The sequence below is a fragment of the Streptomyces sp. NBC_00846 genome, from assembly GCF_045207325.1.
Classification (GTDB): Bacteria; Actinomycetota; Actinomycetes; order Streptomycetales; family Streptomycetaceae; genus Streptomyces.
This window is the reverse complement of the sequence record NZ_CP108846.1, coordinates 1,793,408-1,818,275: the sequence shown is the minus strand read 5'-3', so window position 1 is coordinate 1,818,275 and position 24,868 is coordinate 1,793,408. Positions and strand designations below refer to the sequence as shown.

26 protein-coding genes are annotated in these 24,868 nt (G+C 69.3%); 10 read left to right on the top strand and 16 right to left on the bottom strand.

Annotated elements, in window-relative coordinates; all coding sequences use genetic code 11:
• Positions 1-60: 60 nt before the first annotated feature.
• Positions 61-822, top strand: coding sequence for a hypothetical protein (locus OG936_RS08425; protein WP_406493612.1), 762 nt, complete (start codon positions 61-63; stop codon positions 820-822).
• Here the strand turns inward: OG936_RS08425 and OG936_RS08420 are convergent.
• The 5 genes from OG936_RS08420 to OG936_RS08400 form a co-directional block, all read right to left on the bottom strand.
• A complete protein-coding gene (locus OG936_RS08420; protein ID WP_406493610.1) occupies positions 765-1,499 on the bottom strand; it encodes a hypothetical protein in 735 nt (244 codons plus the stop codon). The genes OG936_RS08425 and OG936_RS08420 overlap by 58 nt on opposite strands.
• Entirely contained in the window at positions 1,496-3,364 is a 1,869-nt protein-coding gene (locus OG936_RS08415) for a phosphatidylglycerol lysyltransferase domain-containing protein (RefSeq protein ID WP_406493609.1), read from the bottom strand. Before OG936_RS08415 ends, OG936_RS08420 begins: the two co-directional genes overlap by 4 nt.
• An 85-nt stretch (positions 3,365-3,449) precedes the next feature.
• The gene (gene cobT, locus OG936_RS08410; protein WP_406493607.1) at positions 3,450-4,574 is read right to left on the bottom strand and encodes a nicotinate-nucleotide--dimethylbenzimidazole phosphoribosyltransferase; all 1,125 of its coding nucleotides are present in this window, start codon (positions 4,572-4,574) and stop codon (positions 3,450-3,452) included.
• A 95-nt stretch (positions 4,575-4,669) separates the two neighbouring features.
• Positions 4,670-5,509, bottom strand: a complete 840-nt coding sequence (locus tag OG936_RS08405) for a class I SAM-dependent methyltransferase (protein ID WP_406493605.1) — start codon at positions 5,507-5,509, stop codon at positions 4,670-4,672.
• Positions 5,510-5,594: 85 nt separating this feature from the next.
• The gene (locus OG936_RS08400; protein WP_406493604.1) at positions 5,595-6,797 is read right to left on the bottom strand and encodes a bifunctional adenosylcobinamide kinase/adenosylcobinamide-phosphate guanylyltransferase; all 1,203 of its coding nucleotides are present in this window, start codon (positions 6,795-6,797) and stop codon (positions 5,595-5,597) included.
• Positions 6,798-6,924: 127 nt separating this feature from the next.
• On the opposite strand from OG936_RS08400, the gene OG936_RS08395 reads away from it, so the two are divergent.
• Positions 6,925-7,134, top strand: a complete 210-nt coding sequence (locus OG936_RS08395) for a hypothetical protein (protein WP_406493602.1) — start codon at positions 6,925-6,927, stop codon at positions 7,132-7,134.
• Positions 7,135-7,425: 291 nt separating this feature from the next.
• Here OG936_RS08395 and OG936_RS08390 read toward each other — a convergent pair whose 3' ends face one another.
• The 3 genes from OG936_RS08390 to OG936_RS08380 all read right to left on the bottom strand — a co-directional run bounded on the left by OG936_RS08390 (position 7,426) and on the right by OG936_RS08380 (position 10,058).
• A complete protein-coding gene (locus OG936_RS08390) occupies positions 7,426-8,502 on the bottom strand; it encodes a S1C family serine protease (protein WP_406493600.1) in 1,077 nt (358 codons plus the stop codon).
• Between the two features lie 96 nt (positions 8,503-8,598).
• The gene (locus tag OG936_RS08385) at positions 8,599-9,351 is read right to left on the bottom strand and encodes a class I SAM-dependent methyltransferase (protein ID WP_406500361.1); all 753 of its coding nucleotides are present in this window, start codon (positions 9,349-9,351) and stop codon (positions 8,599-8,601) included.
• A 107-nt stretch (positions 9,352-9,458) separates the two neighbouring features.
• Entirely contained in the window at positions 9,459-10,058 is a 600-nt protein-coding gene (locus tag OG936_RS08380; RefSeq protein ID WP_266745731.1) for a DUF3043 domain-containing protein, read from the bottom strand.
• A 296-nt stretch (positions 10,059-10,354) separates the two neighbouring features.
• Between OG936_RS08380 and OG936_RS08375 the strand changes: the two genes are divergently transcribed.
• From OG936_RS08375 to OG936_RS08355, 5 genes are all read left to right on the top strand, one after another.
• Positions 10,355-11,134 carry a PspA/IM30 family protein gene (locus tag OG936_RS08375; RefSeq protein ID WP_266745730.1) on the top strand — a complete coding sequence of 260 codons (780 nt, stop codon included), beginning with the start codon at positions 10,355-10,357 and terminating at the stop codon, positions 11,132-11,134.
• Between the two features lie 9 nt (positions 11,135-11,143).
• Entirely contained in the window at positions 11,144-11,422 is a 279-nt protein-coding gene (locus tag OG936_RS08370; protein WP_266745729.1) for a PspA-associated protein PspAA, read from the top strand.
• Between the two features lie 312 nt (positions 11,423-11,734).
• Positions 11,735-12,994: a sensor histidine kinase gene (locus OG936_RS08365; RefSeq protein ID WP_406493599.1), complete on the top strand. Its 1,260-nt coding sequence runs from the start codon at positions 11,735-11,737 to the stop codon at positions 12,992-12,994.
• A complete protein-coding gene (locus OG936_RS08360) occupies positions 12,991-13,686 on the top strand; it encodes a response regulator (RefSeq protein ID WP_406493597.1) in 696 nt (231 codons plus the stop codon). The genes OG936_RS08365 and OG936_RS08360 overlap by 4 nt, the downstream gene beginning before the upstream one ends.
• A gap of 163 nt (positions 13,687-13,849) precedes the next feature.
• The gene (locus OG936_RS08355; RefSeq protein WP_406493596.1) at positions 13,850-17,008 is read left to right on the top strand and encodes an efflux RND transporter permease subunit; all 3,159 of its coding nucleotides are present in this window, start codon (positions 13,850-13,852) and stop codon (positions 17,006-17,008) included.
• Between the two features lie 81 nt (positions 17,009-17,089).
• On the opposite strand, the gene OG936_RS08350 is transcribed toward OG936_RS08355, so the two are convergent.
• Positions 17,090-17,284, bottom strand: coding sequence for a DUF397 domain-containing protein (locus OG936_RS08350; RefSeq protein ID WP_406493594.1), 195 nt, complete (start codon positions 17,282-17,284; stop codon positions 17,090-17,092).
• Positions 17,263-18,108, bottom strand: a complete 846-nt coding sequence (locus tag OG936_RS08345) for a Scr1 family TA system antitoxin-like transcriptional regulator (RefSeq protein ID WP_406493592.1) — start codon at positions 18,106-18,108, stop codon at positions 17,263-17,265. Before OG936_RS08345 ends, OG936_RS08350 begins: the two co-directional genes overlap by 22 nt.
• Before the next feature lie 177 nt (positions 18,109-18,285).
• Between OG936_RS08345 and OG936_RS08340 the strand changes: the two genes are divergently transcribed.
• From OG936_RS08340 to OG936_RS08330, 3 genes are all read left to right on the top strand, one after another.
• Positions 18,286-18,624 (top strand): hypothetical protein, encoded by a 339-nt coding sequence (locus OG936_RS08340; protein WP_406493591.1) that lies wholly within the window; start codon positions 18,286-18,288, stop codon positions 18,622-18,624.
• A gap of 494 nt (positions 18,625-19,118) precedes the next feature.
• Entirely contained in the window at positions 19,119-19,613 is a 495-nt protein-coding gene (locus tag OG936_RS08335; RefSeq protein ID WP_406493589.1) for a hypothetical protein, read from the top strand.
• A gap of 50 nt (positions 19,614-19,663) precedes the next feature.
• A complete protein-coding gene (locus tag OG936_RS08330; RefSeq protein ID WP_406493588.1) occupies positions 19,664-20,116 on the top strand; it encodes a hypothetical protein in 453 nt (150 codons plus the stop codon).
• Here the strand turns inward: OG936_RS08330 and OG936_RS08325 are convergent.
• The 6 genes from OG936_RS08325 to nadA form a co-directional block, all read right to left on the bottom strand.
• On the bottom strand, positions 20,033-20,497 hold the full coding sequence (locus OG936_RS08325; RefSeq protein WP_406493586.1) for a hypothetical protein: 465 nt from the start codon (positions 20,495-20,497) through the stop codon (positions 20,033-20,035). The genes OG936_RS08330 and OG936_RS08325 overlap by 84 nt on opposite strands.
• Before the next feature lie 88 nt (positions 20,498-20,585).
• Positions 20,586-21,227 (bottom strand): S1 RNA-binding domain-containing protein, encoded by a 642-nt coding sequence (locus OG936_RS08320; RefSeq protein WP_406493585.1) that lies wholly within the window; start codon positions 21,225-21,227, stop codon positions 20,586-20,588.
• 220 nt (positions 21,228-21,447) lie between these two features.
• Positions 21,448-22,041, bottom strand: a complete 594-nt coding sequence (locus OG936_RS08315; protein ID WP_406493584.1) for a hypothetical protein — start codon at positions 22,039-22,041, stop codon at positions 21,448-21,450.
• A gap of 85 nt (positions 22,042-22,126) precedes the next feature.
• Positions 22,127-22,795: a hypothetical protein gene (locus OG936_RS08310; RefSeq protein WP_406493582.1), complete on the bottom strand. Its 669-nt coding sequence runs from the start codon at positions 22,793-22,795 to the stop codon at positions 22,127-22,129.
• 10 nt (positions 22,796-22,805) lie between these two features.
• Positions 22,806-23,306, bottom strand: coding sequence for a hypothetical protein (locus OG936_RS08305; RefSeq protein ID WP_406493581.1), 501 nt, complete (start codon positions 23,304-23,306; stop codon positions 22,806-22,808).
• Positions 23,307-23,538: 232 nt separating this feature from the next.
• Positions 23,539-24,747, bottom strand: coding sequence for a quinolinate synthase NadA (gene nadA / locus OG936_RS08300; protein WP_406493580.1), 1,209 nt, complete (start codon positions 24,745-24,747; stop codon positions 23,539-23,541).
• Positions 24,748-24,868 lie beyond the last annotated feature (121 nt).

Below are 24,868 nucleotides of genomic sequence, written 5' to 3'. Positions count from 1 at the left end.
CGATAGATTGGTCATAGCGCGACGAACCATGACGAAAGCGGCTTATCGGGAGTGGGTGGCATGGGTCACTGGTTCGAGGTGAACATCGTCGAGCCGGGGAAGCTGCCGTTGCTCCTGGCCCTGGCCGCCTTCGTGCTCACCTTCGCCGTCACCCGGTTCATCACCCGGATGATCAGGGCGGGGAAGGGGCCGTTCCGCAACATCACGCCCGGCGGAGTGCACGTCCACCACGTGGTGCCCGGCGTGGTGCTGAGCGTCATCGGCGGCTTCGGGGCGGTCGCCAGCGGGCACCACGGTGTCACCGCGGCGGTCTGCGCGGTGATCTTCGGCATGGGTGCGGGTCTGGTGCTGGACGAGTTCGCCCTGATCCTCCATCTCGACGACGTGTACTGGACCGAGGAGGGCCGGCAGAGCGTGGAGGTCGTCGTCCTCACCGCGGCGCTGGTGCTGCTGGTCCTGGCCGGATTCTCGCCGCTCGGTGTGAACGAGCTGAGCAGCGACGAACAGCAGAGCAGGTTCGGGGTCGTCCTGACCCTGATCGTCAACTTCTGCTTCGTGCTGATCGCCCTGTTCAAGGGCAAGGCGCGGCTCGCGGTCGTCGGCACCCTCGTCCCGTTCGTCGCGCTGATCGGGGCGATCCGGCTGGCCCGGCCGACCTCGATGTGGGCGAAGCACTTCTACCGCAACCGGCACCGTGCCCGTGCCCGGGCGATGCTGCGCGCCTACCACCACGATGTGCGCTGGGTGGGCCCGCGCCGCAGATTTCAGGACCTCATCGGCGGGGCGCCGGACCGGGTCCCGGCCCCCGGACGCAAGTCCTGATCGCGGCGGCGCGGATACCGGCGCCGGTTCCGGCCGACCGTGACGGCGCACAGCACGAGCACCGCGGCGATCGCCGCCAGATGCTCCTTGCCGGCCAGGTTGTTCTCGGCGATCACCTCGACCACCATCGCCGCGATCACCAGCGCACCGGTGAACCAGGCCCGGTAGAGGCAGCACACGTAGACGGCGAGACCGACCACCGCCGCCGACGGGCCGGTGTCGACGATCTGCGCGTCGGAGGCGGGCAGCCCGAACAGCCCGCCCGGGCCGAGCGCGACACCGATCCGCGCGTACAGCGTCCCGGCCAGCGTCGCGACGTACGCGATGAGGAGCGTGCGCCACCGGCCCAGACAGATCTCGGCTGTCCCGAACACCACCAGGATCTGCACCAGCGCCCCCCACACCGGCAGGTCCGGCGCCGGGACGAACAGCGACAACGGGGTACGCAGCAGGGCCTGCCACAACGGATCCTCGGCCCGCACCGCTCCGAGCGCGCGCACCGTTCCGGCCGCCCACGACTGGTTCTGCACCGCGTGGAGCAGCGCCGCCAGACAGACCGCGGCGAGCGTCAGGGGGACCGCCCGCAGCCAGGAGGCGGTGAGCCCCGCGCGTACGGTGGTGAAGAGCGGACCCCATTCGCGGCGGGCCGCCCCGCTCAGCACGCGTACGAAACTCATCCACCAGCCCCGAGCTGCGAGCGGTGCAGCCACTTGGGCAGACCGGGAGCCTCCAGGAACCCTTCGGCGCGGCCCGCGGCGAGGCCGATGCGCAGCAGGTCGGAGCTCTTCTCGAAGAGCATGAAGCGTGGCTCCCAGATCGGCCGGTACTTGGCGTTGGCGCGGTAGAGCGACTCGATCTGCCACCAGCGCGAGAAGAAACTGAGCATGGAGCGCCACAGCCTCAGCACCGGTCCGGCGCCGAGCCGTGAACCCCGCTCGAAGACGGACCGGAACATCGCGAAGTTCAGCGAGACCTGGGTGATCCCGATCTCCTCGGCGCGCTGCAGGAGTTCGATGACCATGAACTCCATGAGGCCGTTCTCGGAGTCGCGGTCACGGCGCATCAGGTCCAGCGAGAGGCCGTTGGGCCCCCACGGCACAAAGCTCAGTACGGCGCGCAACTCGCCCGGCGCGGTGCCCTTCGCGACAGGAGTGCTTCCTGTTCCGGCGACCTCGGCACCGCTCTCGGCGGTCACGGCACCCTCTTCGGCGGGCGCATTGCGGCATTCGAGCATCACGCACTGGCCGTCGGCCGGGTCGCCGAGCCGGCCCAGTGCCATGGAGAAGCCGCGCTCGGTCGCCCCGTCGCGCCAGTCGTCGGCGCACCGCACCAGTTCGGCCATCTCGTCGTCGGGAATGTCGGCGTGCCGGCGCACGGTCACCTCGTACCCGGCGCGCCTGATCCGGTTGTACGCCTGGCGGACGGTCCGCATCGCCCGTCCTTCGAGGGTGAAGTCGGCGGTCTCCACGATCGCCTCGTCGCCCAGCTCCAGGGCGTCGAGGCCGTGCCGCGCGTAGACGGTGCCGCCCTCCTCGCTCACCCCCATCGCCGCCGGGATCCAGCCGTGCTCGCGGGCCTCGGCCAGCCACGGCTCGATCGCCCCGGGCCACGCCTCCGGGTCGCCGATGGGATCACCGGAGGCGAGGGAGACCCCGCCGACCACCCGGTAGGCGACGGCGGCCTTCCCGGTCGGCGACCAGATGACGCTCTTCTCCCGGCGCAGCGCGAAGTAGCCGAGCGAGTCCCGCCCACCGTGCTTGTCGAGCAGCACGCGCAGCCGGGCCTCGTCCTCGGGGGTGATCGGGTCGACGGCCCGGCGGGCCCGGAACGCCGCGTACACGACGGCGATCAGCAGCAGGGTGGAGAGGATGTTGATGCTGACGTTGACCCAGCCCGGCGTGGTGATCCCGGGGTAGTTGGTGTCGTTGTCGGTGATCGAGATCAGCCGCAGGGTGCCGTAGCGCCAGCGGTCCAGGAAGGTCGAGCGGAATTCGTCGTGCGCGGTGTTGGTGAGGGTGACCAGGCCCGCGGCGATCAGCGAGGTGGCCAGCAGCCCGCCGACCGCGACGACCGCGGCCAGCTTCGGATTGGACCGGTCGCCCTTCGCGTAGAACTCACGCCGGCCGAGGGCCAGCGCCAGGACGAAGGCGGCGGTCAGCGTCAGCGAGATCCAGTTCTGCGGGTACTGCCGGACCTCCGGGAACGGGATCACCAGGACGAAGAGCAGCAGCAGCAGACTGCTCACCACGATGTTCACGATCCAGGCGGCCCGCTTGCGGCGGCGCATGGTGATCGCGAGGAAGAGCGCGACCACCCCGGAGGAGAAGCCCGCGGTGAGCAGGTACGGGGTGAAGTAGTTCGCGGTGTTGTGGCGGCGCAGGTCGTTGCCGAGAGTGACCCAGACGGCACTCAGGAAATTGATGAACGACACGACACGCAGGTACCAGATGGCGAACGCGGCACAACGGCGTGACCGGACGGTGCTCGGTGCCCGGGTGCTGCCCCGCCCGGATTCCTCGGTGGCCAATCGGACCTCTCCCATAAAAAGCGATCATATGGTGCATCGCGCCCCATGAGGGGGCCGTGCTGCGGCCGATGTCCGACGGGCCGCAGCCGTGCCGGGTCCGTCAGCCGTCGGTCGCGTCGCCGTCCTCGTCGCCGTCCGAGTCGCCGTCCTCGGCCGGTTCGCCGGCGCCGTCCTTCTCGTCGACGAGGGGTGGGCGCTCCGGCAGCTCCGCCGCCAGCGCGGCAGCGGCCCGAACGAGCGGAAGCGCGAGCAATGCCCCACTTCCTTCTCCCACGATGACGCCGTGGTCCAGCAAGGGGTTGAGTGCCATCCGGTCCAGTGCCTTGGCCTGCGCCGGTTCGCCGCTCGCCTGTCCCGCCAGCCACCAGTCCGGCGCCCGGAAGGCCGCCCGCTGACCCACCAGCGCACAGGCCGCCGAGACCACGCCGTCCAGGATCACCGGCAGCCTGCGCACCGCGCACTGCAGCAGGAACCCCGTCGTCGCCGCCAGATCCGCGCCGCCCACCGTGGCCAGCAGCTCCAGCTGATCACCGAGGACCGGCCGGGCCCGGCGCAGGGCGTCCCGGATCGCCGCACACTTGCGCATCCACGCCAGATCGTCGATCCCCGCGCCACCGCGCCCGGTCACCACCGACGCGTCGGTGCCGCACAGCGCGGCGATCAGCGTGGCCGCGGCCGTCGTACCGCCGACGCTCAGATCGCCGAGTACCACCAGATCGGTGCCCGAGTCGGCCTCCTCGTCGGCGATCGCCATCCCCAGGCGTACCGCCTGCTCGGCCTCCTCGGCCGTCAGCGCGTCCTCGATGTCGATCCGGCCGCTGCCGCGCCGCACCCGGTGACGTACCACCGGCTCCGGCAGCAGCTCCGGGTCGCAGTCCAGCCCGGCGTCGACGATCCGTACCGGTACGGAGAACTGACGGGCCAGCACGGCGAGCGGAGTCGCGCCCTCCAGCGTGGCCCGCACCAGCTCGTACGCGCTCCCGGCCGCGCGCCCGGAAACACCCAGTTCGGCAACCCCGTGATCACCGGCGAAGAGCACCACGCGCGGCTGCGTGATCGCCTTGACCGGTACGGACTGCTGAGCGGCCGAGAGCCATTCGCCCAGCTCGTCCAGGCGGCCGAGGGCGCCCGGAGGAACGACCAGGCGCTCCCGGCGTTCCTCGGCGTCGCGCCGTACGCCGCCGTCGGGGCGTTCGATCAGGTCGGAGAAGTCGTCCAGATTCACGGGGATCTGCCTCGCGGGTCGATACGTGGAATGGGCCGGTGAGCCCGGCGGCGGGCTCACTGCGGAACAGTACCCGCAGCGTTTCTGACACCCGGTCAGTGCGGGGATCCGTACCCGAACCGCAGCTGCGTCATCGCGGGCGTCAGGGTCCGCAGCCCCGGCAGCAGCGACTGGAGCCGGATCAGCTCGCCCATCGCACCCCGCCCGCGCGGCAGCCGGAGTGCCCGCACCTCGTTGATCGCCGGGTGCGCGGTGCGCAGCTTGTGCCGCTCGCCGGGATTCATCGCCCAGCGCATCGGCGGAATGGTCATCCCGCCGGCCTTCGACGTGCCTGCCACCGTTCCCCTGGCCAGCCAGCGCGCCATGGTGTCCAGGACGAGGACGCCGCCGGGCAGCCGTTCGGCGCAGGCCGCCAGGATCCTCCGTACCTCCGCGGGGGGCAGGTACATCAGCAGCCCCTGCGCCGTGACGACCACGCCGCGGTCCTCCGGGTCCTCGATCTCGTCCAGCCAGGACAGATCGGTCGCCGAACAGGACAGGGTGCGCAGCCGCCCGGAGGCGGGCAGGAGTGCCCGCCGCAGCTCGGCGACCTCCGGAAGTTCCACGCTCAGCCAGTTCAGCCGGCCGTTGTCGACCCGCCAGAAACCGGTCTCCAGGCCGTCGCCGAGCGCGACCACGGTGGCCTGCGGACGGTCGGCGAGATACTCCTGCACGGCCACGTCGAAGCAGCGCGAGCGCAGCCCCTGGGCCTGCGAGTGGAACGCGTTCGGCTGCCCGAACCGCTCCTCGAAGGGGTAGTCCAGATCCTCCATCAGCCGGAGCGCCATGGGATCGTCCAGCACCGGATAGCGCTGCCCCGCCTCGTACGCCCGGTTGTAGAGCGTCCACAGCAGGGTCTCGGGAACCCCGCTCAACATCGGTCGCCTGCGTGCCATGCCCGCTCCTCCTGATCCCGCATCGCGTTCCTGCCGTGTTCCGTTCCCGCGTCGTCGTTCCCGCGCCGTCGTTCGCGAGGACCGGTCAGCCGCGCAGCGTCAGCACCTGTCCGGCCACCACCAGCAGCACCCGTTCGCACTCGTCGGCGAACGCGGCGTTCAACCGGCCCAGTTCGTCCCGGAACCGCCGCCCGGCAGCCGTCGCGGGCACCACGCCCGAGCCGGTCTCGTTGGTCACGGCGACGATCGTGCGCCGCGTCCCGCGCACCGCGGCGACCAGCTCGGCGGTCCGCTCGCGCAGCGCGCTCTCGCCGCCGCCCGCCCACGCCTCGTCGTCCCAGGCGTGCACCCGGTCCATCGCGTCCGTCAGCCACAGCGACAGACAGTCGATCAGCAGCGCGGGCCCGTCCGACTCCAGCAGTTCCACCAGCTCACAGGTCTCCTCGGTGCGCCAGGCGGCGGGCCTGCGCTCCCGGTGCAGCCCGATCCGGGCCGCCCACTCCGCGTCCCCTTCCCTGCCGCCACCGGTCGCCACGTACACCACCTCGGGGAACGTCTCCAGGCGCCGCTCGGCCTCCACCGACTTCCCCGACCTGGCACCGCCCGTCACCAGCGTGCGCCGGGGTACCTCCGGCACCGCGCGGTACTCGCCCACCACCAGCGTCGTCCCGTCCGGCACGGTCCGCGCGCCGGCCGCCGCGAGCCGCCGGCCCAGCTCGGCGGCGGGCGGTGCGTCATGGTCCAGGTGGACGGCGATGATCTCGGTGGTGGGCCCGATCGCCTCGACGGCCCGCAGCCGCGCCACCGCGTCCGGCCGCCCGACCACGTCGCCGACCACCATGTCGTACGGCCGCGGTGCCCGGTCCGCGAGACCGGAGGGCGCGGCACCCGGCGGCAGGTAGAGCAGGTGTACGCCCTCCGGCGAGGTCACCTCGTAGCCCGTGCCCGGCGCGTCCATCGCCACCGCCCGCACCCGGTGCCCGCTGATCAGGGTCAGCTCCTGGCCGTCCGGTACCCGCCCCGCCGAAGGCAGCCCGGGGGGCAGCTCCACGGCGGGCCCGTCGTGTGGGTGGGTGAGCAGTACCTGCCGTACGCCGGTGAGCGAGTGCCCCGCGCGGGCCGCGGCGAATACGGCGCCCGGGGTGAGATCGAGCAGCAGCGCGTCGTCCACCAGCAACGCGGTCGCGGCCCGCGAGGCCGTTCCGCGGGCGGCGGCGCAGGTGGCGCAGGGACATTCGGGGCGCGGCAGCCCGTCGGGGGCTCCGGTGCCGAGCAGAGTCAGTTCCACGCCTCCGATCCTCCCGCGTCCGCGCAACCGGTGCGCGACTTGGGGGCGTCCGGGCAGGCGCAGGGCCCGTACCGGCACTGGCCGTAGGCACTAGGCTGCGGACAGCGAAGCGACCCAGGAGGCGGACATGGCATGGACGTGGCGGTTCGAGAAGTCCGACGGTACGGAGACGGAGCCGGCCCTGGAGCCGGAGGAATTCACTACGCAGGGTGACGCGGAGTCCTGGATCGGTGAGTACTGGAAGGAACTCCTCGACGGCGGGGCGGACCAGGTGACGCTCTTCGAGGACACGACCAAGATCTACGGCCCGATGAGCCTTCAGGCCGACGAGGCCTGATTTCCGCGTTCCTGCACGCGTCGGGCGAGGGCTGATCTCCACGTCCCCGCACCGGTGTCCCCGCACGGGGCGGGCGGAGGGCTGGTCCTCCCGTCCAGGCGCGCGTCAGCGGTACGGGCTCAGGGGCCGGGCACAGGTCCCGTACGGCCGAGGCCCCGGCCCGTACGCCGATGCCTTCGCCCATACGGGCAGGAAGCAGGGCCGTGACCGGCAACCGTCGCCGGTCACGGCCCTGGGACTTTCCGGCGGATCAGGGCTGGACGGACCCCGGACCTCACGCTGGATCTCCTTCTAGATCTCACCCAGGGTGACCTGCGCCGTCTTCTCCGCCCCATTGCGCAGATACGTCACGGTGACCTTCTGGCCGGGCTTGTCCGAGGCCAGCGCCTCCGACAGGGACGTGATCGTCGTGACCGGCTGATCGCCGATCCTGGTGATGATGTCGCCGGCCCGGAGCCCCGCCTTCTGTGCGGCGCCACCCTTCGTCACGCTGACCAGCGCCACCCCGGCCGGCTGGTAGTTCTGGTCGACGACCGTGCGCCCGGTGATGTTCAGCGCCGCCCGGCCCGAGTCCGTGACCTTGCCGCTCTTGATGATCTGATCGGCGATTGTCTTCACCATCGAGACGGGGATCGCGAATCCGATGCCGGGCGCCGCTGTTTCACCCATCTGCGTGTCGACCGCGGCCAGCGTCGGGATACCGATCACCTCGCTGTCCAGGTTGACCAGCGCACCGCCGCTGTTGCCCGGGTTGATCGCCGCCGAGGTCTGCACCATGTTCGCGATCGTCGCGCCCGTGCCGCCGCCCGCCCGGCTCTCGCTGACGGTCCGGCCGAGCGCCGAGACGATGCCCTGGGTGACGCTGGAGGACAGTCCGAGCGGCGAGCCCATCGCCAGCACGATCTGTCCCACCTCGACCTTTTCCGAGCTGCCGAACTTCGCGGGCTTCAGCCCGTCCGGGGTGGTGTCGAGCTTGAGGACGGCCAGATCCTGTTCCGGATAGGAGGCGACCAGAGAGGCCTTCAGTACCTTCTCGCCGGTGGCGACGGTGGCCTTGAACGTCGTGTCACTGCCGACCACATGGGCGTTGGTGACGATATGGCCCTTGGAGTCGTAGACGACACCGGAGCCCAGACCGCTGGAGGTCTCGATCTGAACGACCGACGGCAGCACGTTCTTGATCACGGCCTGGTATTCGCTCTGCAGATCACCCGCGGCCTGGGCGGTGGAGGGCGACGCGGTGGAGCCGGTCTTGGGCGAAGCGGGGGTCGCGCCCGAACAGCCGCTCACCAGGGCGACCGCACAGAAACCCGCGGTCAGAGGCAGCAGCAGCCGGCGTATGTGGCTGGGGGAGTGGAATGCATCCATGTCCGGATTGTTGCTTTCGCGGCATCCGGTGGCCCGCTGGATGCGGCCGATCGGGTAAGCCGCCGGACGGCTCCGGCCAAGATTTTCAGCACCCTCCTAGCCCCGCACCCCGCACAGATGCAGCAGGGCGGCCACCCGGCGGTACGGATCAGTCCGCCCGGCCCGGTCCTCTGCGGCCAGCAGTCGTTCCAGTTCGGCGGCGGCCGGCAGTTCCACGTCGTTGCTCACGTCGTCCGTGAAGACGCGCACCCCGTACCAGGCGTGCAGGGGCGCCGCGATCCCGGCGAGCGTGGCCGTCAGGGCGTCCAGCCGGTCGGCCCGCACTGTGAGGCCCAGCCGGTTCGTGTACGTGTCCGTGTCGAAGGCGGCCGACGTCGCGTCCCAGTCCCCGGCCGTCCCGGGCCGCATCGCCAGCGCGTCGGCGTTCCGTACGAGCAGCGAGAGCAGCCCGCCCGGGGCCAGCATCCGGGCCAGACCGGCCACCATCGCGTCCGGCTCCCGGACATACATCAGCACACCGTGGCAGAGCACGACGTCGAAGCTGCCGGGCAGGAAGTGCACCCCCGTGTCCAGGCCGTTGCCCTCGATCAGCCGGACCCGCTCGCGGATGCCCGCGGGCTCGCCGCCGAGCGACTCACGGGCCACCCGCAGCATCTCCGCATCGGACTCCAGGCCCGTCACGGAGTGCCCGGCCCTGGCCAGACGCAGCGCCTGGGTGCCCTGGCCCATGCCGACGTCGAGGACGCGCAGCCGCTGCCCGACCGGGAAGCGGGCGGCGATCTGTTCGTCGAGCTGGCGCGCGACCAGCTCCTGGCGGACCGTGTTGCGCAGTCCGCCGAGCCCCTTCAGCCACGCCGAAGAGGCTCCCGAGAATCCAGTGACGGGATCGGCGACAGGGGCAGTGCGGCCCGGCCGGTCGGCGGACGGACCGCCGACCGAGCCGGAGGCATCCGTACTCAGGGCCGCTCTCCGCGCTTGACCTGCGGCTTCGGCAGCCGGAGCCGACGCATCTGAAGCGTACGCATCAGGCCGTAGGCGACCGCGCCACGCTTCGGCGTATCGGGGAAGCGCGCGTTCAGCTGCTTCTTCAGGCGGAACGCGAGACCGATCGAGTCGATGACGATCAGCACGATCACGATCAGCCAGAGCAGCAGCGAGATGGTCTGGATGTTCTGCACCTGGATCACGCTGAGAATCAGAATGATCACGGCCAGCGGCAGGAAGAACTCCGCGATGCAGAAGCGCGAGTCCACGAAGTCGCGGACGAAGCGCCGCACGGGGCCCTTGTCGCGCACCGGCAGATAGCGCTCGTCGCCACTGGCGAGCGCCTCACGCTGCTTGGCCATGTCCACACGGCGCGCTTCGCGTTGCCGCTTCATGGCCTCCTTGCGATCGAGCGGCGCGCCACTGGAGGCGCGACGGCGCTGCGACTGGGCATCGCTGCGCTTGGGGGTGGGGCGACCTTTGGGGGCCTGCGGGTCGCGGGGCTGCTTGGAGAGGTCGGCCGTCACCTTGCCGGTGGACGCCTTCTCTTCCTTCGAACGGCTACGGAACACAAGGCCCAAGGGTACGGGTTCGTTTCCCGCGACCCCAGGCCGGTCGGGAACGATCCGGCAACGGCCCGCGTCCTCGCAGGTGTCCCCGGGTGTTCCGCATGGTGGACGCCGCAGGTCTCCCCGACCGCCACCTACTCCCTGGGCCGGAGCGATGACCGGGTGCAGTCGTCCTTGGGGAGGAGCACATCTGTGCGCGAACAGTGCGGTAATAGAGGCAGGGCCCGTACTGTGGGTTCTGTTGGAGTGCTGGAGTTCAGTCCGTCAGAAGGGGGCGCGCGAAGCCCATGAGCGGTGTCATGAAGCGTATGGGGATGATCTTCCGCGCGAAGGCAAACAAGGCCCTTGACCGGGCCGAGGATCCGCGCGAGACCCTCGATTACTCGTACCAGAAGCAGCTGGAGCTGCTTCAGAAGGTACGCCGCGGTGTCGCCGATGTGGCGACCTCGCGCAAGCGGCTGGAGCTGCAGCTGAATCAGCTGCAGGGCCAGTCGTCCAAGCTGGAGGACCAGGGCCGCAAGGCGCTCGCGCTCGGCCGCGAGGACCTGGCCCGCGAGGCGCTGTCCCGGCGCGCCGCACTCCAGCAGCAGGTCACCGACCTGGAGACGCAGCACACCACGCTGCAGGGTGAGGAGGAGAAGCTCACTCTCGCGGCCCAGCGGCTCCAGGCCAAGGTCGACGCCTTCCGTACCAAGAAGGAGACCATCAAGGCCACCTACACCGCCGCCCAGGCGCAGACCCGGATCGGCGAGGCCTTCTCCGGGATCTCGGAGGAGATGGGCGATGTCGGCCTGGCGATCCAGCGGGCCGAGGACAAGACCCAGCAGCTGCAGGCCCGGGCCGGCGCGATCGACGAGCTGCTCGCCTCCGGCGCCCTGGACGACCCGACGGGTACGGCCAAGGACGACATCGCCGCCGAGCTCGACCGGATCTCCGGTGGTTCGGACGTGGAGCTGGAGCTGCAGCGCATGAAGGCCGAGCTGGCCGGCGGCCCCACCCAGCAGGCGATCGAGGGCGGCCCGCAGGACGCGGCGCAGCAGCAGTCGTCCCAGTCCCCGCACAAATTCGACAAGAGTTAAGGCGGCGTCATGATCGTACGGATCATGGGGGAGGGCCAGGTCGCCCTGGCCGACAGCCATCTCGCCGAGCTCAACAAGCTCGACGACGAACTGCTCGCCGAGATGGAGAGCGGCGACGGCCCCGGCTTCCGCTCCACTCTCCACGCGCTCCTCGCCAGGGTGCGCGAGCTCGGTGAACCCTTGCCGGACGACTCCCTGGAGCCGTCCGAGCTGATCCTGCCGTCGTCCGACGCGACCCTCGAAGAGGTGCGCGCCATGCTCCGGGACGACGGGCTGATCCCCGGCTGACGCCATTCCCGGTCGAAGCCGCCCGCACTCCAGCACCTGCGCGCATCCGCGAGCACCCGCACGCACCCGCGAGCACCCGCACGCGTCCGTGCCCCTGTGCCCCGTGACCGGTCCGCCGGTCACGGGGCACAGCCGTGTCCGCCGCGCTTGAGCGCTTCTCCGAGTCACCGGTGCGACAGGTGCGGCTGGTCCTGCCGGTACTGCCTGTACTGCCGGCACGGCACGGCTAGTACCGCCGGTACGACCGCTACGACCGATTTCTCCGTACGACTCGGACCGATTGCCGCGCGACACGCCGTAACGTAGCTTGACGTGACCACCCTCGGAACCGGGGTTCTGCGCGTCCGGCACTGGCTGCGCGACCATCCCCTCGCGCTGGATTCCGCGCTCGCCCTGGCCGTACTCGTGGCCATGATCATCGGTTCGTTCGTCCACCCGGGCGCGCCGAACGGGCCCTCCTTCGGTACCCGCGCTCCCGAGGCGGGCAGCGTGCTCCTGATGGTGCTCGGTGCCGTGGCGCTCATCTGGCGGCGGCGCAATCCCATGGCGGTGCTCGTGGTTACCGCCGGGCTGACGGTCGTGGAACTGGTGGGATTCGACCCGCCCGCGCCCGTGGTGATGAGCACCGTCATCGCGCTGTACACGGTCGCCGCCCGCACCGACCGGTCCACCACCTGGCGGGTCGGGCTGCTGACCATGGCCGTGCTGACGGCCGCCGCGATGTTCTTCGGTTGGGCGCCCTGGTACAGCCAGGAGAACTTCGGCGTCTTCGCCTGGACCGGCATGGCCGGCGCGGCGGGGGACGCCGTCCGCTCCAGGCGCGCCTTCGTCGACGCGATCAGGGAGCGCGCCGAACGGGCCGAGCGCACCCGCGACGAGGAGGCCCGGCGCCGGGTCGCCGAGGAGCGGCTGCGGATCGCCCGCGATCTGCACGATGTCGTCGCCCACCACATCGCCCTGGTCAACGTCCAGGCCGGGGTGGCCGCCCACGTCATGGACAAGCGCCCCGACCAGGCCAAGGAGGCACTGGCCCACGTCCGGGAGGCCAGCCGCTCCGCGCTCAACGAACTGCGGGCCACCGTCGGGCTGTTGCGCCAGTCCGGCGACCCGGAGGCGCCGACCGAACCGGCGCCGGGGCTGGCCGTCCTCGACGAACTGGTGGACACCGTCCGGCGGGCCGGGCTCCCGGTCGAGGTGGCCTGCACCGACCGGCGGCCCCCGTTGCCCGCGGCCGCCGACCTGGCCGCGTACCGGGTGATCCAGGAGGCGCTGACCAATGTGCGCAAGCACGCGGGCCCTGGCGCGAAGGCCGAAGTGAGCGTCGTACGGGTCGGGGCCACCGCCGAGATCACCGTCATCGACAACGGCTCGGGCGGGGGCGGCCACAACGGGGACGGCGGCGGCCACGGCCTCCTCGGCATGCGCGAACGCGTCACCGCACTCGGTGGCTCCCTCACCGCGGGCCCCCGCTACGGGGGCGGATTCCGGGTCCATGCGATCCTGCCCGTCAAGGCCCGTACGGCAGAGCCCGAGGAGCCGGGCGCGGCGGACCGGACGGGGGAGAACGCATGACACCGCCCATCAAGGTGCTGCTCGTCGACGACCAGGCGCTGCTGCGCAGCGCGTTCCGGGTGCTGGTCGACTCGGAGGCCGACATGGAGGTGGTCGGCGAGGCGGCGGACGGCGCACAGGCCGTGGAGCTCGCCCGGTCGACCCGCGCCGACGTGGTGCTGATGGACATCCGGATGCCCGGTACGGACGGACTTGCCGCGACCCGCATGATCAGCGCCGACCCCGAACTGGCGGACGTGCGGGTCGTCATGCTCACCACCTTCGAGGTGGACGAGTACGTGGTGCAGTCGCTGCGGGCCGGGGCGTCCGGCTTCCTCGGAAAAGGGGCGGAACCGGAGGAACTCCTCAACGCCATCCGGATCGCGGCGGACGGCGAGGCGCTGCTCTCGCCCGCCGCGACCAAAGGGCTGATCGCCACCTTCCTTGCGCAGGGCGGCAGTTCGGACGGCGCCGGGCCGGGCGCCGCCGAGTACTCCGCGCGGCTCGACGCGCTCACCGGCCGCGAGCGCGAGGTGCTGGTCCTGGTCGCGGGCGGCCACTCCAACGACGAGATCGCCGAACGGCTCGTCGTCAGCCCGCTCACCGTCAAGACGCATGTGAACAGGGCGATGGCGAAGCTCGGCGCACGGGACCGGGCGCAATTGGTGGTCACTGCGTACGAATCGGGCCTGGTGCGCCCCAGGGCGGAGTGACGGGTGGAGATTCGGCGTACTCCACCTGCGGTATGCGCGGCGTAAGAAAGCGACCTTGGGCCGACGCTTCCGGCCTTGCGGATGGGCGATCGTATAGCTGGGCCGGGTCTGTCCCCAGCTCCCCGCCCATCTGCCGCTCAAGCCACAGAAGAGAGACCCACCCATGTCCTGGCTGTCCAGATTCAGCCTCGCGCAAAGGGCCCTGATCGGACTGATCTCGATCGTCGCCCTCGTATTCGGAGCGATCGCGATCCCGCAGCTCAAGCAGCAGCTGCTGCCCACCATCGAACTCCCGATGGTGTCGGTGCTCGCCCCCTACCAGGGTGCGTCGCCCGATGTGGTGGAGAAGCAGGTCGTCGAGCCGCTCGAAAACTCCATCAAGGCCGTCGACGGGGTCACCGGCATCACCTCGACCGCCAGCGAGGGCAACGCCGTCATCATGGCGTCCTTCGACTTCGGCAGCGAGGGCACCAAGCAGCTCGTCGCCGACATCCAGCAGGCGGTGAACCGCGCCCGCGCCCAGCTTCCCCAGGACGTGGACCCGCAGGTCTTCGCCGGCTCGACGGACGACATGCCGACCGTCGTCCTCGCCGTCACCTCCGACAAGGACCAGCAGGCGCTCGCCGACCAGCTGGACCGCACCGTCGTCCCCGCGCTGGAGGACATCGCCGGCGTAGGCCAGGTCTCCGTCAACGGCGTGCAGGACCTCCAGGTCTCCATCACGCCCGACGACAAGAAGCTCGCGGCGGCCGGCCTGAACACCATGACGCTCTCCGAGGCGCTCAAGTCGGGGGGCGCGACCGTCCCCGCCGGTTCCTTCTCCGAGTCGGGCAAGAGCCGCACCGTCCAGGTCGGCGGCGCCTTCACCTCGCTGAAGCAGATCGAGGACCTGCGGGTCGCCGCGAAGGACCCGGCGACGGGCAAGACCGGCAAGCCGGTCCGGATCGGTGACGTCGCCACGGTGAAGCAGGAGCCGTCCACCGCGGTCTCGATCACCCGTACCAACGGCAAGCCGAGCCTCGCCGTGATGGCCACGATGGACAAGGACGGCAGTGCCGTCGCCATCTCGGACGCCGTCAAGGACAAGCTTCCCGACCTCCGCAAGGACCTCGGCGCCGGCGCCGAACTGACCGTCGTCTCCGACCAGGGCCCCGCCGTCTCCAAGGCGATCTCCGGTCTGACCACCGAGGGCGCGCTCGGTCTGCTCTTCGCGGTCATCGTGATCCTGGTCTTCCTCGCCTCGCTGCGCTCGACCCTGGTCACCGCGGTCTCCATCCCGCTCTCCGTGGTCCTCGCACTCATCGTGCTCTGGACCCGCGACCTGTCGCTCAACATGCTCACGCTCGGCGCGCTGACCATCGCGATCGGCCGGGTCGTCGACGACTCGATCGTCGTCCTGGAGAACATCAAGCGTCACCTCGGCTACGGCGAGGAGCGCCAGTCCGCGATCATCACCGCGGTGAAGGAAGTGGCCGGCGCGGTCACCTCCTCGACCCTCACCACGGTCGCCGTCTTCCTGCCGATCGGTCTCGTCGGCGGCATGGTCGGCGAGCTCTTCGGCTCCTTCTCGCTGACCGTCACGGCGGCCCTGCTGGCCTCCTTGCTGGTCTCGCTGACCGTCGTCCCCGTCCTGTCGTACTGGTTCCTGCGCGCCCCCGAGGGCAGCGCCGAGGACCCGGACGAGGCCCGTCGCAAGGCCGAGGAGGAGGAAGCCCGCAGCCGGCTCCAGCGGCTGTACGTCCCGGTGCTGCGCTTCGCGACCCGGCGCCGTGTCACCAGCATCGTCATCGCCATCGTGGTGCTGTTCGGCACCTTCGGCATGGCCCCGCTGCTGAAGACCAACTTCTTCGACCCGGGCGAGCAGGAAGTGCTTTCCGTCAAGCAGGAGCTGACTCCGGGCACCAGCCTGGCGGCCGCCGACGAGGCGGCCAAGAAGGTCGAGAAGGTTCTCGCAGGCGACAAGAGCATCAAGGACTACCAGGTCACCGTCGGCTCCTCCGGCTTCATGGCGGCCTTCGGCGGCGGTACGGGCTCCAACCAGGCCTCGTACCAGATCACCCTGAAGGACGCGGGCGATTCCGAGGCCGTGCAGAAGCGCCTCGACGCGGAGTTCGGCAAGCTCGACGGCATCGGTGACACCACCATCTCCGCGGGCGGCAGCTTCGGCAGCCAGGACCTCAGCGTCGTGGTCAAGGCCGCAGACGCGGACGTCCTGAAGAAAGCATCCGAAGAGGTGCGGGCCGAGGTGGCCAAGCTCAAGGACGTCACCGACGTCCAGAGCGACCTGGCGCAGAGCGTCCCGCGGATCTCGGTCAAGGCCAACGCAAAGGCGGCGGACGCGGGCTTCAACCAGACCACGCTCGGCGCGGTCGTGGCCGGAGCGGTGCGCGGCACCCCGTCCGGCAAGGTGGTCATCGACGACACCGAGCGTGACGTCGTCCTCACGTCGGCCCACCCGGCCACCACGATGGCCGAGCTGAAGAACCTCTCCCTCGGCTCGGTCAAGCTCGGCCAGATCGCCGACGTCGAACTGGTCCCCGGCCCGGTCTCGATGACGAGGATCGACGGCCAGCGCGCCGCGACCATCACCGCCAGGCCCACCGGCGACAACACCGGCGCGGTCAGCGCCTCGCTCCAGACGAAGATCAACGCGCTGAAGCTCCCGGACGGCGCCACCGCCACCATCGGCGGTGTCTCCGAGGACCAGAACGACGCCTTCGTCAATCTCGGCCTGGCCATGCTGGCCGCGATCGCGATCGTCTTCATCCTGCTGGTCGCGACCTTCCGGTCCCTGATCCAGCCGCTGATCCTGCTGGTCTCCATCCCGTTCGCGGCGACCGGCGCGCTCGGACTGCTCATCGTCACCGGCACCCCGATGGGCGTCCCGGCGATGATCGGCATGCTGATGCTGATCGGCATTGTGGTCACCAACGCCATCGTGCTGATCGACCTGATCAACCAGTACCGGGCCCAGGGCATGGGCGTTGTCGAAGCAGTCGTCGAGGGCGGCCGCCACCGGCTCCGCCCGATTCTGATGACGGCACTCGCGACGATCTTCGCCCTGCTCCCGATGGCGCTCGGCGTCACCGGCGAGGGCGGCTTCATCTCGCAGCCGCTCGCCGTCGTGGTGATCGGCGGCCTGGTCACGTCGACGCTGCTGACGCTGCTCCTGGTGCCGACGCTCTACGCGATGGTCGAGCTCCGCAAGGAGCGCCGCGTGAAGAAGAAGGCGATCAAGCGGGCGAAGAAGGCCGGCGGTCCCGCGCAGGCCGAGTCCGCCGAGTCGGACGAGACGCGCACGGCGGAGCCGTCGGGCGTGTAGTCGGTTCGGTAAGCCGGTAAAAGCGGGAACGGCCTGTCCCACGCGGGAGCGTGGGACAGGCCGTTCTGCTGTTCTCGCGCCCTACTTGAGGGAGGCGATGAAGTCGTTCCAGGCAGCGGTGGGGATGAGAAGTGCGGGGCCGGTGGGGTTCTTGCTGTCGCGTACGGGGATGATGCCGGGGAAGTCGTCGGCGATCTCGACGCACTCGCCCCCGTTTGAGTTGCTGTAGCTGCTCTTGCGCCAGCGGGCGGTGCTCAGCTCGGGGGTGTGTCGCATGATGTGTAGCCCTCCATAACCGTCCGGATCATGTGCGCCGACTCGGGCAGCGAGAGTGCGTTGGCCCGCAGTACCTCGTACTGCCGCCGCCACTTCTCCACCCTGTTCGGGTCCTCGTAGAGGTGACCGGCCTGGATGCCCTCCTCGTAGGCGACCCGGGTGCCGTCGGCGAGTGTCAGCAAAGTCAGCGCGCCGCCCATGAGCGAGTGGAGCCCCGCGCTGAACGGCATCACTTGAATATTACTGTCCGGAGTATCGACTTGGTCGAGCAGCGAAGCCAGTTGCTCACGCATGGACGCGGGGCTGCCCATCTGCCTCCGCAGCGCGGCTTCGTCGATGATCGCCCACCGGAAAGGGGGCGTATCGGAGCGCTGCCTCTCCTGCCGGGACATTCGTGCCGCGACTCGTTGCTCAACTTGATCCGGGCTCAAGTCTTTTTGACAGCGAAGGAATTCGCGTGCGTACGCCTCGGTCTGCAGCAGACCTGGCAGGGCCTGCGCCCCGTACTGCTCTATGACTTCGGCTTTGGACTCGAAGTCCATGTACCGGCGGTACCGGTCCGGATGGATTTCCTTCTTGGCCAGCTCGTACAGCCCGTGAAAGTGCTTGTCCGTGCCGAACGCCGCATCGAGCCGACCTGGGATGTCCGGCGGCGGCATCAGCTCAGCCGTCTCGATCCGGGCGAGCGTGCTCTTGCTGGAGTTCAGGATGTCCGCCAGCTGTACGAGGGAGAGATCCGCGCGCTCGCGGTGTCGGCGCTGCTCGGAGCCGAAGTAGTGGCGGGCGGAGAGATACGGGGTGAGGGGCTGAGGCCTGAACGTCATGGTGCGTGCCTTCCGTGTGTCCCGCTCTGAACGCCGGGACAGGGCAACCCTGTTGGTGCGACCCGTCGCAACGCGACGATTGCGGCACACACGGTAACCAGCGTGTGCGGCCGGGCGCCATGGAGCCCCTCGAGCGGAGACAGTGACGACATGATGTTCGATGCGAAGGGGCGGCCCATGCGGTTGCTTCCGTGGGTCAATCAGAGCGGGGCGCCGTGCTACCTGAGCACCGACGACCCGGACAGCCGGATGTCGCGGTTGGCCGACGAGGTGGAAGCGGATCTGCTCGACTCGGCCGAGTACGTACTGACCGAGGCAAGGGAGTTGCTGGCTGAAGCCGCAGCGGGGGAGCGGGAGTTGCGCTTCGCCGGTGTACGGCTCGCGGAGTCGCTGCGGGACACCTTGCGGATCGCCACGAGCCGGGGAGAGCGGCTGGAGGCCGGGCTCACGCTTGCGGAGGACGAGGAAACCGTGGCTTACGCAACCGGGCACTGCTCTTGTACCAGCGAGGCTTGAGCGGCCGGCCCGGGGGGACGGGGCGTTCCTCGGAACGGATCAGGAAGTGGGCCTCGGGCAGATGCCCGGGGGCGGTGTGCAGAACGGGCAGGTGGCCTCGGCGTCCCCGGCGGTGAGGGCGCGCTGTTCCCGAAGACCGCCGCCTGATCACCGCCTACGCCCGCTGGGACCGCATTGCACGTATCCGGCGACGAGCCCGCGGCAAACCGATCTCCGCCTACACCAGCGACATCGCCCAGGCCCAGATCGCCAAGGCCATCGCCTTCCTGACCTGGATCAAGGGGCACGGGGAAACCCTGGCGACCTGCCGACAGCCCCTCGTCGACCTCTGGCTCACCTCCGAGAACCATCAAGGCCCTTACGACGCGGGACCGTTCGTCCGATGGGCGGTCCGCAGCAAGTTCGCCTCCGGAATCAGTATCCCGGCCCGGCCGCGGCGGATCTTCCACCGCCCGCTCGACACCGACGAACGCTGGGCGACCGCCCGGCGGCTCTTGAACGACGACTCCATCGAGACCAAGGACCGCGTCGCCGGGCTGATGGTCCTGCTCTATGGCCAGTACCCCGCGCGGACCTGCCGACTGACCACGGCACACGTCATCCACGACGAGAACGGCGTCGCCCTCCGTCTCAACAGGACCCCGCTTAGGCTGCCACCACCCCTCGACGGCCTGGTCCTCCAGCTCGTCGACATCGCCAACGACCACCAGCACACCGTGATGTCGAACGACCTCAACGCACCCTGGCTCTTTCCGACTCAGAGACCTGGCCAGCCACTGGGCAGCGAACAGCTCAGCCGGCGCCTCCGCAAGATCGGACTCCCTACCGAAGCCGGACGATGCGAGGCCCTGCTTGATCTCTGCACACAGATGCCGCCCGCGGTCCTTCAGTGCCTGCTCGGCATCAGCTCCACAGCTGCCGAGCGCTGGGCCGCCGGGGCCGTCAGGACCGCATACGCAGCCGAGGTGGCCCGCCGATCAGACGGATGAGACCGATTACCCAGCACCCCGTCTGCTCGGCGGGCTGCCATCATGCTCGGATGGCCCACGACATAGTGTTCTTCCTCGCCCCCGACGACGAGGCGGCAGCTGCGACGCGCCGGCGGGGACCTGGCGAGGACTTTGAGTCTGTGACCTGCCGTTTTATTGAACCGGACAGCGCCATCGCCGAGTGGGACATGTACTTCGAGGCGCCTTCGGCCGAGGTCCCGCCGCTTGAGCAGCTCCTTGGGTGGGCGTGGCCGGAGTGGGTCGCCGCCCCCTTGAACGATGGCGTTGAGGTGTTCGCTCTGCCGAAGCGGCTGACCCGAGCGTTCGCCAAAGCGAGTTCCGCCGAACTCGAAGAGCTTGCCGGCCGCTGGATTACGCGGCTCTGGTCTGAGGACGGCGACGACATGACCGACGGTGATCTACTGGCGGTCTTGCAGGGCGTTGCCCGCCTCGCAGCGTCTGCGGTGAACACGGGTGGCGGCCTCTACAGCTGGAGCTTCTGACCGTCCCCCCCGCGAGGGACGCTCGTTCTTGACGCCGCTGCACGCCATGAGCTCGGTCTCGGTGGCGTCGAAGTACAGGGTGAACAGCCAGGACCGGTCTGCTGCGACGATGTTGCCGGTACGCAGTTGCTCGTCGCGGTGCCGAGCGCGGAGGATCTCAACGGTCTCGTCGAGGCCGAGGGTCGTCAGGCCGATTTTCAACGACCGTCTCAGCCTTGTCGCAGCGATGCCAAGGACCATCCACTGTGGCGGCTGTCCGTCGTAGAGCGCTACCTCGCCGCCAGCGGCGATGGCGTCGCGTGCTGCCTTGCTGGCACTGGTCTGGCCTTTGAGCATCGCAGTAATGTCGGGCTGACTTGGGTTCTCGTCCTCGGTGGCCATGCGGCGACGGTAGGGAGCGAACGCGGGCGTTGCTACAGGATTCGGCGGGGCCTGCCGGGGCGCTGGGCCACTCTGCGCCTCCCCCGGCTCAGTCGAGCTGAACCAGCTGCCCCGCCTGGCGCTCCGAACGGTGGGCTGCGGGAGCCGTCAGGGCCCGCCTATACGGCGGCGCGTCGGTCCGAGAGCCCGCCCCGACATGGTCCGTCCCTGCGAGTGATAGACGGATACGCCGCATAGGTACATCGACCTCAGTGATTCGCACAGTCATCTCATCACCGATACGAACCGCCTGTTCCGGCCCTGCTGGTGGTAGCTCGGAGCGGTGCACCAGCCCTGCTATCCCATCATCGAGCCTCACGAAGATCCCGAACGGGACCAGCTTCGTGACCCGGCCCCGGATAACGCTGCCGGCGCGATCAGCCCAGAGGCTCCATGGATTCGGCTGGAGAGCTACCAGGGACAGCACCGCCTGACCACGCATCTCGGTATCCAGGGCCAAGACCTCGGCGGTCACGCGCTGGCCCAGTGACACAGCTTCGTGACAAGAAGAGATCCATCTCCATGACAGCTCCGGCGGAGGGATGAACCCCGCTGATGCTTCAGGAGACCCGTCGAGATCAACGAACACTCCGAAGTTCTCGATCCCGGCAACCACCCCTGCAACGACGTCACCTGGGTGGAGCGTCATGAGGAAGTCGCTCAGGGCTTTGGAAGGAAGCGAATACGTCACGGCCCAGACCCTATTCCGCACATCCGAATATCCGAATCCGCCGACACTCGCGGGGAAGGTGGGCAAGAGCGGCTACATCAAGCACGCCACCATCGTCCGCAAGGTCGGCGGTGAGGGCACCGAGTACCCCGAGCCTGTCCAGGACGTCTCCGGCCCCGGTACGGCGCTGATGGAGCTGGACCTTCTCTGCACCAACGGCATGAGCCGAAGGCGCCCGATCTTATGGACTGGGCGTGGCCGTAGGCCGATGAACCTCCAGGACAACCGCCGTGTCGTCCACGGATCGGTCCTCGTGCATGGTGATTACTTGGTTGGGCTGAAGGTGCTGCCACTGCGAGGGATCAAGAGGAGCCAGCCGTACCGAGGCTCGCCCACCGGGTTCCAGGAAGGGCGTGAGCTCCACCCAAAGTAGGGCGATGTTGAGATCTGGTTCGCCAGTCGCGGTCCGGTTTCCAATGTTCCACATCGGCCGCAGAACGCCGGCGCCGGAGATCGGCGTCTGCCGTCGTGCCTCAGTGCCCGGGCGCAGGGTGAGGTCGGCTCGGATGATCCCGTTGCGGGTCTCGTAGCCGCGCCAATGGCACCAGGCCGCGCTCTTCTCAAGTCGCATCTGTTCGGCTGCGGTGGCCAGGGATTCCCAGAAGCTGAGCGGAAGCGGGTGGACATCACCGAGTTCTTCCAACAGCCCGAGGGCCACTTCCCACTCGTCCTTGGCGAGGTAGTCCCAGACGTCGTTCACCGTGATGTCGTTCTCGGTGGCGATCTCCTCAGGAACCAGCAGGGAAGCCGCTTCCAGCAGTTCAGGGACGTTCATGCCCTCATTCTGGACCACGGTCTCGATGGCTGGGCGAACCTCACTCACGAAACAGCACCGGGGACTTGGTCGTTCCCAAGCGATCTCAGCTATCGCCTGCCTCGACGCCTCCTCGCAGCCCCCACTCGTCAAGCCCCGAGTAGATCATCGCGATGCGGCCTCCGGGGAAGCCGAGGGACTTGGCCTCCCCGGTATAGAGCGCCACCAGAGAGTCAGAACCTCTCCACCAGGTGTCTGCAAGGCCCATTACCTCGCGCACCAGCTCGTAGCCGTTCAGCTCGATGCCGTCGACGTCATCGCCGACGAGCTTGGTGACCTGCTTCGCCCACATGGATGCGTGGTGGGCCAGGGCGAGCGATTCCACCCAGCCCTCGATGGTCGCGTGGAGAGGTGCCCACCCATCTGCGTGGATTCCGAACTCACCAGACGGACTGATCATGAATGAGTAGGGGACCGCGGTCCGTTGCATCCCAGCCTCGAACCACCACCCTGCAGAGTCTGATTCGGGTGAGTCCGGATCGAGGTACTTGGGGCCTCCGTCGTACTGCGATGCGGGTGGCAGGAGCAGACCACCCCATCTCTCCTGGTAGGCCGCCATTCGGTCGATCGCTGCTGCGGGGACGCCTCGCTCAAGCCACCACTGCCTGTGCCCCTCCACGGGCCGGACATCGACCTTGACGCCGTGCGCGCGGACGAACGATCGGGCTCGTCGAGTCAAGCCATCAGGCACATCGTTGAAGAGGTTGAGATTCACCAGGGCGACGCTACCCAGTAGCCCGAAGGACAGCGGGCTGGGGCCCTCTGTGCGTTCTGCGGCATCGCGGCCGGGTCGAGCTGGAGCGGCTGCCCCTATTCCGCATGCCTGAATATCCGAACCTGCCGACAACGGAGTGACAGAGGAAGATGACCTTGGCGTCCCGCCGGTCGGCTCGGGCCCCCCGCCAGCGACCCAGTTCCTCGTCGACCCGCTCGGCCAGCCGGTCCGCGTTGTAGCGGCAGGAGAGCCGCCAGTCGTAGGCGAAGTCGATCAGGTTGACCGGGGCGTCGGCCTCGTCGCCCGGCAGGCGGCGTCGAAGCGTGAAGTTCCGCTCCAGCCAGTCCAGCAGTGTGTTGTATCCGTCGATCGGCATATACACGCCGGGCAGGGAGTGCAGATCGCGCATCAGCCCGATGGGCCGTACGCCGTCGCCGGGGTGCTCGTTGCCCAGATCGGGGCGGAGAGTCAGTCCCTTGACGGACTTTCCGAAGGTCTGGATGCCCCGCAACAGCGCCTTCCCGGAGAGCCCCCAGACCTCGTGCCCGTTCGCATCCGCCAGCCGGCTGCCCAGAATGCCCGCACGACAACCACCAAGTCGTCGACCCTGCTGCGCTGTGTCATGCGGCCCATCCCCCCGTACCTGTGCAAGCTGTGGATACAGCAGCGTAGGTACGGGAGGGACGCGCGGATGCCGGTCGGGCGGTATTCGGCCCGACCGGCATCCGCGCGTACAGAACCGGCTACGGCAGCGCCAGCATCCGCTCCAGCGCCAGCTTCGCGTACTTCTCCGTCTCCGGGTCGACGTCGATCCGGTTGACCAGGTTCCCCTCGGCCAGCGACTCCAGGGCCCACACCAGGTGCGGCAGGTCGATCCGGTTCATCGTCGAGCAGAAGCACACCGTCTTGTCGAGGAAGACGATCTCCTTGTCCTCGGCCGCGAACCGGTTCGCCAGGCGGCGTACCAGGTTCAGCTCGGTGCCGATCGCCCACTTCGAGCCGGCCGGCGCCGCCTCCAGGGCCTTGATGATGTACTCCGTCGAGCCGACGTAGTCCGCCGCCGCCACGACCTCGTGCTTGCACTCCGGGTGCACCAGCACATTGACGCCCGGAATGCGCTCGCGCACCTCATTGACGGAGTCGACCGAGAAGCGCCCGTGCACCGAGCAGTGCCCGCGCCACAGGATCATCCTGGCGTTGCGCAGCTCCTCGGCGGTGAGGCCGCCGTTCGGCTTGTGCGGGTTGTAGAGGACGCAGTCCTCCAGGGTCATCCCCATGTCCCGGACCGCGGTGTTCCGGCCCAGGTGCTGGTCGGGCAGGAAGAGCACCTTGCCCGCCGAGGGCTCCCGCTGCTCGAACGCCCACTCCAGCGCCCGCTTCGCGTTGGACGAGGTGCAGATCGTGCCGCCGTGCCGGCCGGTGAAGGCCTTGATGTCGGCGGAGGAGTTCATGTACGAGACGGGGACGACCTGCTCGGCGACCCCGGCGTCGGTCAGTACGTCCCAGCACTCGGCGACCTGCTCGGCGGTGGCCATGTCGGCCATCGAGCAGCCCGCCGCCAGGTCCGGCAGCACGACCTTCTGGTCGTCGGTGGTCAGGATGTCCGCGGACTCGGCCATGAAGTGCACGCCGCAGAAGACGATGTACTCCGCCTCCGGGCGCGCCGCCGCGTCCCGGGCGAGCTTGAAGGAGTCGCCGGTGACGTCCGCGAACTGGATGACCTCGTCGCGCTGGTAGTGGTGGCCGAGGACGAACACCTTGTCCCCGAGCTTCTCCTTGGCCGCGCGGGCGCGCTCCACCAGGTCCGGGTCGGACGGGGAGGGCAGGTCACCGGGACACTCGACGCCGCGCTCGCTCTTCGGGTCGGCCTCGCGGCCGAGCAGGAGCAGGGCGAGGGGCGTCGGCTGGACGTCGAGATCCTGGACGGGGTGGGCCGTGGTCACGTCACGCACCCTTTCTTTTCTGCGGAAAACCTTTTCGTCGAATTGACGTTATCTATCATATCCGGTTCACGTCACTTTGACGATGTCCATAGTGTCGATGTGACGCATACCGCCGGGCGGACGGTGTGCG